Below are 11,453 nucleotides of genomic sequence, written 5' to 3'. Positions count from 1 at the left end.
AATGTTGGGATTGCTGTTGAATAAAATATTTTTCCGAACGGTTATTTGAGCGAAACAGAGACCGACTCCAGTTTCCGGACAATCTAATTCAGCGATAGCCGCGCACAGTCGGGTAAGGCAACGGTTGAGAATAACCTGCTGGGTGGTAGTGAATGGCTTCAGACAGAAAAAGCCAGAGAGCATGGCGCTGATGTTCTCTCCTGTAGTGATAATCCTTCCGGTGAAGCCTGTAAGCGGGGGCAGGCTGAAAATAAAGCTTATGCTGCCGCATTAGCGACAGGTGGCTGTTATCGGGGAGGGCCCAAGCTATGTGGTTACTTGGTGCCGGAGCAAATGCCGGGATGCAGTATGCAGATAGTGGTGAAATAAACCCGGTCAACTCAGTGGCAGCAGGCTGGATAAATGTGATAACCATGGGCAGGGCTGGAAAGGGACAATAGCTTGGAATGCGGCAGGTGGAGCATTAACCAACGCTATAAACGGAGATGCCCCCTTACAGGGGCAATAACAAATGGAGTGGGGGCTGGATTTGGATATGGGGTTGGCAATTATATGGTCAAGCCTATTGCAAATACAGCAGGCAAGTGGATAACCGGTGGCTGGGATCCTAAGTTCGATCCTACTCTACTAAAATATACTGAAGTTAAAGGGCAGTTAGGTCTATCTAAAGGTATGGTGCCGAGTAAGATTCCGGGAGTTGCAGGTAATATGGGGGCTTCTATTACATCAGAAATGACGGGGACCGAACTACAAAAAGTCATTAATGATAAATTTAAGAAAGGAGAGCGTGAATGAAGTTATTTATTTTCAGTCTCTTCGTCATAGTTGCTTCCATTGTTTCAGGAATTGCAATTGCTGAGTTGTCTTATTTTATACTTCTTATCATTAAATATTTAGCCTATGGGAAAATTGATTTTAGTTGGTTCGAGGTTTTAAGAGGTATAAGGATGGGGGCTGCGGGGGGAGGAGTTCTAGGCTTTGGTATAGTTTTATTTCGCTACCTTGGTATAAAAGGATTTTAAGTGCCAAAGTAAAGGAGAGGGTTTATTGTTGTGAACAATATGTTGAAGCGTGATATCCACAGAACATTCTAAGCCTACAGGGATAAAATGGTGAGGTTTTGTACCGGTAGTGATATCCAGTTACGGGAATCAGAAGGTCAACAGCGGTGCAAGGGGGATACAGGTTGCGACAACCGCGCTTCAGGGGCTGGCAGGTGGTGCAGCAGTATCTGGCTGAAGTGGTGAAAACCATGACCACAGATCCGGTTACAGGTGAGGTGAATAAGGCTGCAAATGTGGCAGCTCATGCCGTGGTAAATGCTGCACTGGCGGTGGCACAGGGAAATAATGCTCTTGCCAGTGCCTCAGGTGCAGCCACCGGCGAGGTGGTGGGAATGATAGCCACACAGATGTACGGTAAGCCGGTGAGTGAACTGAGTGAGACAGAGAAACAGACGGTCTCAACACTGGCAACGGTTGCTGCCGGCCTGGCCGGTGGTCTGGTGGGAGACTCAGGTGCTTCAGCGGTAGCCGGCGCACAGTCAGGTAAGACGACTGTTGAAAACAATATGCTGAACGTGATAGCCACTGAAACAGCAGCTAATACGGCAGCAGCAATAGCTGGTGCTACAGGTAATGCCAGTAAGGATACCGGGAATGATAATAGCTGGGATATTGGTGGTGGTTGTGAAGGCTCACGGGAACAGTGTGCTGTACGTGATCCGAGTCGCGATGGTACCCGGGGACCGGGGCATGTGCTGAATGGCGACAATACAGACGAAAACAAACAGCCGAATCTGGGCAAAGACGTAGCGAGTGCTACGGATAAGGATAAAGCTGAGCTTGGTGGTGCAGGTGCAGGAACACCGGGGGGATGGGGACCAGATAATGAAGAAAAAGCCCGTCATCAGGAGGTTCAGCAACAACGATTTGATGAACTGAGTAAAATATATGATAAAAGTCACCCGGTCGGAGAGTTAACGGTGGATGGGCAGACTATCAGGCAGAGTTCGGTAAGTAACCGTTATGGTACGACGAAAGTGTTTGAAAGCCAGAATCTGACGGATAAACAGATCCATAATTACGCACAACAGCTGGCAGGAGATATACCGCTGAAAGAGGTTCGGCCGGGGATCTATACTGCAAAGCTGAATAACGGAACATCGATCACGTTGCGGAATTTATCGTCGTCCCAAGAACAAACAGGTGCCAGATGGACTATTGATATTAGAGGGAATCAGCAATTGGCTGAAATTGCACATAAATACGGACGTCAGGTTGAAATTAAATTTAGGTGATCATTATGTTGACTGAAAATGAGTATCGTGAAACAGCTGACGCATCGGAGATGCAAGCGTTAAGTGGTTTATGGGCTTACAGTATTCCAGATCATGTTGATAGCGCAGTATTCAGTTTTGATGAAAGGAAAAAACTCTTTTTCTGGATATTTGAGCGCCTTCTGAAAGAAGGGCGTATCAAACTGGCCAAGCACGGTAAGTTTCTGGAAGGAAGTGTTGACGAGCAGGTTGAGCGTTTCCGACAGGCATTTCCGAAAACAGAAGAAGAGATGGAAGACGGTATCTGGTTTTTTGATGAGAGTTGTCCGGGGGGAGCTGTCTGGGTGCTTGAAGATGGCTCTCTCGAATGGACCTGATAAACCCGTTCATAGTGCAGGATGCGGTGCAGCAAGCGTATAACAACGATATGACAGCCTCAGGTTTTGGAACGGGAGGCAAATACCAGCAGGCAATACAGGCCGCAACAGCAGCAGTACAAGGACTGGCCGGCGGTAATCTGAGTGCAGCCCTGGCAGGTGGTGCAGCGTCGTATATTGCTGAAATAATCAAAAATACCCCCCACCGGACTGTGCGGGAAGTGTGGTAGCTCATGCCTTGGTGAATGCCGCACTGGCGGTGGCACAGAGAAATAACGCTCTTGCCGGTGCCGCAGGTGCAGCCACCGGCGAGGTGGTGGGAATTAGTGTATATGGTAACACCATATATTCAGTAAGCTAATATTTTCACCAAATTTACTAATGGAACTGTCTTAAAAAATTGAGAGAATTTAGTTGAATAGTCTGTGTATTATTTCATTATGATAAAGTATTGTTAATTTGAAGAGAGAGTTTAAGTTGGAAATATCATCACTAAAGCTTAAAGGTTTTAGAAACTTTAAAGATGCATTCATCAATTTTAATTATAATACCCTCATCATCGGTTCCAATGATATAGGCAAAAGTAATATGCTGCATTCTTTAAGGATATTATTAGATAAAAGCCTTTCAGAATCTGAAATTGAACCAGATGAACTTGATTTCCATTTGGAAAATGGAACGCCATGTGAAGAAATTGAGATTATAGTCCATTTTAAAGATATTAATGAAGATGCAGTGCTTTCAATTCTTAAAGGAAATGTCAGTGATTCAGGTGAATCATTCATTAAATATTCTGCTATAAAATCAGATCTCAGCTATAAACTATTCATTGGAAGTTCCTTAGAATCATTACAAGAAATAAACTCTCGGTACTATCTTAAATTCGTTAATTTAAAATATATTCAATCACAACGAGATTTAGAAAAGTTTATCCGTAAGGAAAAAAGACAATTACTAAAAATAGCACAACAATCTTTGACTCCAGGTGAAAGAGTAGAAGATGATGATTTGTTGAGAGAGATAAGTTCAGATTTACAAGTAATAAATGATAAGATATCGCAACTTATATACGTTGAAAGAGCCACAAAGGATGTCAATGACGAGATAAAAAAACTTGCACATCATTACTCAGAATATTCTGTACAACTTGATACTGGGGTAATTGGTATAAATGAGTTTATTGATAGCCTACAACTTGGAGCCAATTCGAATGGCTCCAGCGTCATGCTTGGGGGAGACGGTAGAAATAATCAAATATTATTAGCTCTATGGAAAGCGAAGAGTATCAGAGAACATGATATTGATAACGAAGTTATCTTTTATGTTATCGAAGAACCTGAAGCACATTTACACCCTCACCAACAAAGAAAATTGGCCGATTATTTGACAACTGAACTTCCGGGGCAAACGATCATTTCATCCCATTCCCCCCAAATAGCTGTAAATTTTGAACCTGGCTCAGTAATAAGATTGCTTGACCGGGCCGGGCATACTGTAGCTGCTAGCGAAGGATGTTCAAGATATATTACAGATGGTTGGGAAGGAATGAGCTACCGGATGAGTATATTACCAGCAGAGTCATTTTTTTCAAATGGTGTATTCTTAGTCGAGGGACCATCAGAAATTTTATTTTACCAATCTTTGGCAAAAAGTTTAAATATCGACTTGGATTATTGGAATATTTCAATAGTTTCAGTTGATGGGATAGCATTTAAAATATACGTGGCTATACTTAATGCGTTAGAAATTCCATGGGTAATGAGAACCGATAACGATATATCAAAAATAAAAGATAAGTGGCAATATGCTGGTATAAATCGATGTTTAAGTATAGTAGGTATCGATAACTTTGAGCATAGTGATGTTGAAATAGCACCTATGGATACCGTAACCAATGGTGAATGGCTGAAAGTTTCTAAAATAATAAATGAACATGGAGTATATTTATCAAAAATCGATTTGGAAACTGACTTGGTAGAAGAGTTAAATACACCAGTATTAAATGCTTTAGATAAGAAAAGTAACCAAAGTGCAATAAAGTATTTACAGAAGAAAAAAGCATTAAGAATGCGTGAACTTCTTAAAATAATAAGAAAAGACCTTCACAAACTAAATGCAGGTAATTTAGTAAAACCATTAAACCATCTTGTAAAACTGATTAAAGGCTCATGAAATGAGCGTCTTTTCACCAACGCATCAGCAAACATTGGCTATTGATTACACTGGCAGTATGGTAATAACAGCATGCCCGGGGAGTGGTAAGACTACGGTTATAAAGGAAAAAATTAGAAATATTACCGCCTCTCTCCCTGACCATAAAGGAGTTATTGCAATTACATTCACAAGGAAAGCAAGTTCAGAACTGGAACGTAGATGCAAGTCTGAAGGACACGATGTAAAACATAGTTTTTTTGGTACAATTGATAGCTTTTGTTTAAAGGAACTAATTATTCCATTTCTTTCAAGGTTATGGGGAGGTACGCCAACAGAATGTAAAGTGCTAAAGAGATTGGATCCTCCATATAGCTATTTCATAGAAAACAATTTTTCTGGCACGCCATCAATCATTAATATCAATGAAGATTCTGGATATAAGAAATTATACGATAATGGAATATTGTGGATGGGCTCATTCTCCGCCTTAGCACTGAAAATATTAAATGAATCATCTGCGGCAAAACGATATATTAAAGCGAGATACAGTCATATATTTATAGATGAATATCAAGATTCATCTTTATCCCAGCATCAACTATTTCTAAAAATAAACGAACTTGGTTTGTACTCCATTGCTGTTGGTGATGTTTGGCAATCAATATATGAGTTTAGGGGAGGAAATTCGAAACTTCTTTTAGAGTTAGTCAGTAAAACAGAAGTTTTTAAACATTTTGAGATAAACTTCAATCACAGGTGCCACCCTTCAATAAGCAATTACGCCTCAAGATTACTTAACCCAAGTTATAATCTGTTACCAACAGATGATATAAGAGTATTTAGGAGACGACTTAGTGGAAATCTTAAAGATAATGCAGTTACGATTTCCTCTTGGATTTCAGATTGGTTAGAAAGTGGTGAATGGGAATTAGAAAAGGCAAATCAAATAGCAATTTTAGCAAGAAAAGAAAAATCGTTAACACGATTTTGTTCTGGATTAAACTTAAACTTCAGGCTTTATATTGATACACCACTAGATAAAATTGGTACTGAGTGTTCAGATCTGTACAAAGATCTTTTAGCGTATAAATATGGATCAATAAATACAGTTCAAGAGCTTATTAACAAGGTTTTTGATGGGGTTATAATTAATGATAATATTAAGTTCTTCTTGAGGAAGAAAATAAAAGAAATTAAAACCGAATTAAAATATGAAGATTTAATACATAAGTTTCATGATATCGCCGATATTTTAGGGATAAATTCGACAGAACATACTGATGAGGCTGTGATAAAAACAATTTCTAACGAGGTTTTAGTCAAGCAGTTCAAGCCATTAGATGATAATGAGTTACAAGTAATGACTCTTCATAAATCTAAAGGATTAGAATTCAAAGTAGTATTTCATCTAGATTTAGATGAATGGTCTTTCCCATATAGAAAACCCGGCAGCGAAGATAAATACACACCTCTATATCCTACCCTTCAACAAGAGCTTAACCTTCATTACGTTGGCATAACTAGAGCTGAGAATTGTATCGTGCTTATTAATTCTTCTCTTAGAGAAAATTCAAGTGGAGAATTTAAAAAATCAGATGAATCATATTTTTTTAAATTACCACAATTGAATGGTCTATATAATTAATATGTGTAAATATATACAAGTAATGAGTAATTCAAAAAATCATTTATTTTAACTATTCAATATTATATTTTGAGAATGTTAGAAATCAATTTAAATATACCACTGTATCATTTACCTTTGGCACTGGAGCGGGGGATATGTCTCATGAATTGATTTTTTATCATTATCAACGTGAACCTTGTTGTGAATCAATAAAGATTAGTTTAATCACTTCTCATGGACAATCATGCGTATCAAGTGACGGAATTAAATATTCAGTGACGCTATCTGTATAGGTGATGCGTATTTTTATAAAAAGAGATTGAACCTACCTATGTAATATGGATTACACGTAGAGGAGGTATGAATTTGGGTGAGTAAACTTATTAAGGAATCTCAAGGTTCAGTGGATTGATGTTATCAATGGGTTTCCCGTTATAAGTGATAATATGGTTTGTTTAGGTGATTGTATGAGTATCTGTTTTAACTTTTCAAGATTGCGCTCAATATATTCATATGCATGGGTAAATAAAGAACCTACAATTGCTTTTGAGACATGTATTGGTCGAGGTTGTTTTGTATTTATGATCTTTTTTGCACCAGAAGATAAAAATATATCTGGAGACAGTTTGTTTATTTATCTCCGTAATGTTAATGTTTTATTGCGACTAAAACTGTATGGAAGTCGAAAAAACGGTGTTTTTAACGTGTATATAACGCCCTCGCAGCAGCAAATTTTGTCAGATGAATTACAGTTGACACCTGGTGGCAGCCATTTTTCATTTAATAACTTTCTGAACGAATTAAACGACGCGATTCCGCAGACGCTTTCCTTTAAAAGAAAAATAGAAACTATCAGAACTGTATGGCCGAAAGTATGTAACTCATTAACTGGGGTTATTGATGATGCTCATAAAACTATATTAATAGGCATCAAGAAACTCCCCGAAGATCAACGTCCCAGGGAAAAAACGCTACGAAAATTGTTTACCTGTACAAACAGCCCGGCAAATGATGTCCAACACTTTATTGATATCTTGAAAAAACATAACTACATACTGATGTGGACCAGTGATCAGAGCCGGATACCAAAATCTTTTGCAGAGTTAATTAATAAAATTATATAAATAAATCTATTGCATTAGAACAACAGACAGAACAATGATATCTGTTTTATGGATACGATGTAGCCAGTGATTTAGTGCATTGCTGGCTATATTACTTTCCCCATTTTGTGATAAGTCTGCTCTGAAACGATAGCGTCCCTCCCCCTGTATTGTGAAAGTTGCCACAGTTTTTTCTCCATATCCCTGAACATACCCGTCATGCCTGATATAACCGGAACCACTCAGAAGCAGATTGATAATTCTTTCTGACTGCAGCACGGTTAACTTCAGTGAGGGCAGGGATGAGCGTGGTGCCATAACGCATTTTTCATCATCAGTATAGTGGTATGCGTGAACATATATGGTGGCATTTTGTCTGATGTTGTTAAGGCTTTTCAGCAGGTCTGCTGTCAACTCCATCGCGGTGTCCTTCCGGTTGTTGTCATCTGTTGATGATGCGACCTGTTGAAAGTGTTGACGACAATTAATTCTTTTTCCCTTCTGAGAAATTTACGGAATACAAAAAAGAGTTATTTGTTCACGGTCTGTTGCTTTCTGACGATATTCCCTGCTTCATTTGCTGAAGCAGGAGAATATTGATGGTAAAGACAAATCCATCTTCTTCACAGGTAAGACGTGTCGCAGTTTATGGGCTGGCCGGATTGCAGTTCTTTTTTCAGGTTACCCCGGCATTTGCCGGCGTCTTTCAGGCTGACGGGCAGTCTGTGGCACAGACGGCGGTGGAGGCCGGACGTGTGCTGCAGGGCAGTAACAGTGGTGATGCAGCCCGCCAGTTGCTGACCAGCCAGGCTTCTGGGCAGGCAGCAGATGCGGTTACGCAGTGGCTGAATCAGTCTGGTACGGCGAAAACGCAGCTGAGTGTGGACAGTGACTTCTCTCTGAAAGGTTCGTCGCTTGACGTCCTGCTGCCGTTTTACAACACCCCGAAGAACGTGCTGTTCACCCAGCTCGGGATGCGGGATAACGACGGGCGATTCACCACCAATGCCGGTCTGGGCCACCGTTACTTCACGGATAACGGCTGGATGCTGGGGTACAACGTGTTTTATGACGTGGACTGGCGCAACACCAACCGCCGCTACGGGATTGGCGTGGAAGCCTGGCGTGATTACCTGAAGCTGTCCGCCAATGGGTACAAACGCCTGTCTGACTGGCGGCAGTCCCCGACCGTTACCGATTATGACGAACGTCCGGCTGACGGCTGGGATATCCGTGCCGAAGGCTGGCTGCCTGCGTACCCGCAACTGGGCGGTAAGCTGGTTTACGAGCAGTATTACGGGAATGAAGTGGCGCTGTTCGGTGAGTCTGAACGCCAGAAAAATCCTCACGCCATCACAGCCGGTGTCACCTGGACGCCGTTTCCGCTGCTGACCACCGGCGTCGATTACCGCCGGGGCAAAAACGGGGCTGACGACACCCGCCTGAACCTCGGCCTGACATACCGTATCGGTGAACCGCTGGCGCATCAGCTGGACAGCAGCCGGGTGGGCGCGCAACGTTCACTGGCCGCTAACCGCCTGGAACTGGTGAACCGTAACAATGATGTTGTGCTGGAATACCGCAAACAGACGCTGATTACCCTGCAGCTGCCACCGGATGTGTACGGTGCAGAGCTGACGACCGTCACCCTGACGCCACAGGTAAACGCAAAATACGGGCTGTCCCGTATCGAGCTTGACGATGCAGAACTGCGTCAGGCTGGCGGGAAGATTATCAGCAACACTGGCAACCAGATTACACTGCAGTTACCCGCCTGGTCATCCGACCGTCAGAGTGTCACGCTCTCCGGCAGGGCGCGGGATACCCGTGGCAACCTCTCTGATATTGCCCGTACCCGTATTCTGGTGTCCCCGGCAGTACAGCAGTGGCTGGCGGTCAGCACGGATAAAACCACGGCCACTGCAGACGGTGCAGACAGTGTGCGGTACACCCTGACCGTCACGGGCAGTGACGGAAAACCGGTCAGCGGACAGGCTGTACGCTGGGAACACAACGGCGGCACGCTGAATGGTGAGAACACCACGAACGCTGACGGTATGGCCACAGCCACCCTGACCAGTCAGACCGCCGGTATTATCCGGGTTGCGGCCACCACCCGTAACCAGACGGCAAAAGCGGCTGATGTGACCTTCGTTGCCGCCATGCAGGGAGAACTGCTGCCTGACCGTACTCAGGCACTGGCAGATGGTCAGGAGGCGGTCAGTTACACCCTGACGCTGAAAACCACTGACGGTAAGCCCCTTTCCGGGAAAAACGTCACATTCACCACCACAACCGGGCAACTGAGCCGGACGCAGGGCACCACCGACCAGAACGGTCAGTTGTCTGTGCAACTGACCAGCACCCGTGCCGGACAGGCGGTGGTGAATGCCTCTGTGGACGGCACCACCATCAGTGCCGCCCCGGTGACGTTTGAAAACCGTCCGGATACCGCTATTGTGGTGAACAAAACCTCCGCCGTTGCCGACGGACAGGACAGCATCATTCTGACTGCTGTCATCCGGGATGCCGCCGGTGTTCCTGTCGCCGGGCAGGCTGTCACCTGGCACACGGACAACGGACAGTTCACACAGCAGGATGCAGTGACAAATGCCGCCGGTGCCGCTTCTGCCACCCTGACCAGTACACAGGCTGGTAATGCACAGGTATCGCTTTCCCTGAACGGTACGACCACCACAGTAAGTGCGCCCCGCATCAGCTTCACGCAGCAGTTGTATCTCACCCTGCAGGCCGGCAGAACCACTGCTGTGGCAGACGGAAATGACGTCATCACGTACACCCTGAACGTGCGTGACGCGGCAGGTCAGCCCGTGAAGGATAAGGCCGTGCAGTGGAGCACCGACCTGGGCACACTTTCGACCCTGCAGGGCACAACCAGTACACAGGGCGAAGCCACTGTGACGCTGACCAGCACGCAGGCCGGACAGGCCGTGGTTAATGCCACCGTGGACGGTAAACAAATCAGCGCACAGTCTGTCACCTTCACCCGTACCGTCCGTGGTGTCATCACGGTTGAAAAAGAGCGTGTTTATCCGGGAACCAGACAGACGGTCACCCTGACGCTGACGGATGCCGCAGGCAACCCGGTCAGTGGCGAACGCGTGGACTGGCATGCTGACAGCGGTAATCTCTGGCAGACACAGGGCACCACAGATGCACAGGGGCGTACCACCACGACGTGGGAAAGTATCATGCCAGGAACGGCCACTATTACCGCTGATGCGTATGGCCGGCAGTACACAGCCCCCGTCATCACGGTCATGCCTGCCCTGACAGTCAGCAGCGTCACCGGCATCGATGCCACTGGCGCAGACGGCAAAAATTTTGGCAAACGTGTCCCCAACAGCACCTGGCCAGGCGCGAAATTCCGTATCGATACGGAGAATGCCGCCGGCCCAGTCACCTGGACGGCATCCTCACCGGCCGTAAGTATCAACGGTAATATCATGACCGTGAAAAGCAATCCGGCAGGTGTCACCCTGAGCGGCACGGATACGGACGGACAGACGGTAACCCTGAACATGGGCAGCAACTGGTTTGCGCAGAGTGCGACGGAAAGTGGTTACCTCAACATTGATATTCCGGGTTCAGCTATCCATACCTGTAAGGCGCTTAATGCAGGCGTTGCAACAGAAGGTCAGTTGAACGGAATTATCAGTGAGTGGGGAGAGCTCCAGAAATATCCGGGCTGGACATCACTGGCCAGCAACTGGCTGTTCAGCAGCACCACCGTGGTACAGAATGGCAGAACCTACTATCGGGCATTCTATCTCCCGCAAGGCACCGTTGGTGTGCTGTCCGGGCCGAGTGGTTATTACGCCTGCCGCTAATCAGTCATATAGCTGATATGTACCGGACGGAATAATTTCGCGACACCGGTAAAGAGTTAATGA

10 protein-coding genes are annotated in these 11,453 nt (G+C 44.8%); 9 read left to right on the top strand and 1 reads right to left on the bottom strand.

All coding sequences use genetic code 11. The annotated features are described in order from the left end of the window. The first annotated feature begins 552 nt into the window (after nt 1-552). The 8 genes from ACTU3N_RS07755 (at nt 553) to ACTU3N_RS07720 (ending at nt 7,560) form a co-directional block, all read left to right on the top strand. Nucleotides 553-795, top strand: a complete 243-nt coding sequence (locus ACTU3N_RS07755; protein ID WP_443085556.1) for a hypothetical protein — start codon at nt 553-555, stop codon at nt 793-795. Then, a complete protein-coding gene (locus tag ACTU3N_RS07750) occupies nt 792-1,022 on the top strand; it encodes a hypothetical protein (RefSeq protein ID WP_443085555.1) in 231 nt (76 codons plus the stop codon). Before ACTU3N_RS07755 ends, ACTU3N_RS07750 begins: the two co-directional genes overlap by 4 nt. Nucleotides 1,023-1,219: 197 nt before the next feature. Continuing rightward, a complete protein-coding gene (locus tag ACTU3N_RS07745; protein WP_443085554.1) occupies nt 1,220-2,299 on the top strand; it encodes a VENN motif pre-toxin domain-containing protein in 1,080 nt (359 codons plus the stop codon). Nucleotides 2,300-2,304: 5 nt separating this feature from the next. Then, on the top strand, nt 2,305-2,655 hold the full coding sequence (locus ACTU3N_RS07740) for a DUF596 domain-containing protein (RefSeq protein ID WP_000954752.1): 351 nt from the start codon (nt 2,305-2,307) through the stop codon (nt 2,653-2,655). After that, a complete protein-coding gene (locus ACTU3N_RS07735) occupies nt 2,646-2,885 on the top strand; it encodes a hypothetical protein (protein WP_443085553.1) in 240 nt (79 codons plus the stop codon). Before ACTU3N_RS07740 ends, ACTU3N_RS07735 begins: the two co-directional genes overlap by 10 nt. Nucleotides 2,886-3,132: 247 nt before the next feature. Continuing rightward, on the top strand, nt 3,133-4,827 hold the full coding sequence (locus ACTU3N_RS07730) for an ATP-dependent nuclease (protein WP_443085552.1): 1,695 nt from the start codon (nt 3,133-3,135) through the stop codon (nt 4,825-4,827). 1 nt (nt 4,828) lies between these two features. Further along, nucleotides 4,829-6,454: a UvrD-helicase domain-containing protein gene (locus tag ACTU3N_RS07725; RefSeq protein ID WP_443085551.1), complete on the top strand. Its 1,626-nt coding sequence runs from the start codon at nt 4,829-4,831 to the stop codon at nt 6,452-6,454. Between the two features lie 449 nt (nt 6,455-6,903). Next, nucleotides 6,904-7,560 carry a hypothetical protein gene (locus ACTU3N_RS07720; protein ID WP_443085550.1) on the top strand — a complete coding sequence of 219 codons (657 nt, stop codon included), beginning with the start codon at nt 6,904-6,906 and terminating at the stop codon, nt 7,558-7,560. 6 nt (nt 7,561-7,566) lie between these two features. Here ACTU3N_RS07720 and ACTU3N_RS07715 read toward each other — a convergent pair whose 3' ends face one another. Then, nucleotides 7,567-7,959, bottom strand: coding sequence for a hypothetical protein (locus ACTU3N_RS07715; RefSeq protein ID WP_000423942.1), 393 nt, complete (start codon nt 7,957-7,959; stop codon nt 7,567-7,569). Between the two features lie 179 nt (nt 7,960-8,138). Between ACTU3N_RS07715 and ACTU3N_RS07710 the strand changes: the two genes are divergently transcribed. After that, nucleotides 8,139-11,390 (top strand): inverse autotransporter beta domain-containing protein, encoded by a 3,252-nt coding sequence (locus tag ACTU3N_RS07710; RefSeq protein ID WP_443085549.1) that lies wholly within the window; start codon nt 8,139-8,141, stop codon nt 11,388-11,390. The last annotated feature ends 63 nt before the right edge of the window (nt 11,391-11,453 follow it).

The organism is Vagococcus sp. WN89Y, from assembly GCF_052220145.1.
Lineage (GTDB): Bacteria > Pseudomonadota > Gammaproteobacteria > Enterobacterales > Enterobacteriaceae > Kosakonia.
The sequence above is the reverse complement of the archived record's forward strand: the minus strand, read 5'-3'. Positions and strand labels throughout refer to the sequence as shown.

Coding starts and splice junctions, on each gene's coding strand:
- ACTU3N_RS07755 (WP_443085556.1), top strand. CDS start 553: ATGGTCAAGCCTATTGCAAATACAGCAGGCAAGTGGATAACCGGTGGC.
- ACTU3N_RS07750 (WP_443085555.1), top strand. CDS start 792: ATGAAGTTATTTATTTTCAGTCTCTTCGTCATAGTTGCTTCCATTGTT.
- ACTU3N_RS07740 (WP_000954752.1), top strand. CDS start 2,305: ATGTTGACTGAAAATGAGTATCGTGAAACAGCTGACGCATCGGAGATG.
- ACTU3N_RS07735 (WP_443085553.1), top strand. CDS start 2,646: ATGGACCTGATAAACCCGTTCATAGTGCAGGATGCGGTGCAGCAAGCG.
- ACTU3N_RS07725 (WP_443085551.1), top strand. CDS start 4,829: ATGAGCGTCTTTTCACCAACGCATCAGCAAACATTGGCTATTGATTAC.
- ACTU3N_RS07720 (WP_443085550.1), top strand. CDS start 6,904: ATGAGTATCTGTTTTAACTTTTCAAGATTGCGCTCAATATATTCATAT.
- ACTU3N_RS07715 (WP_000423942.1), bottom strand. CDS start 7,959: ATGGAGTTGACAGCAGACCTGCTGAAAAGCCTTAACAACATCAGACAA.
- ACTU3N_RS07710 (WP_443085549.1), top strand. CDS start 8,139: ATGGTAAAGACAAATCCATCTTCTTCACAGGTAAGACGTGTCGCAGTT.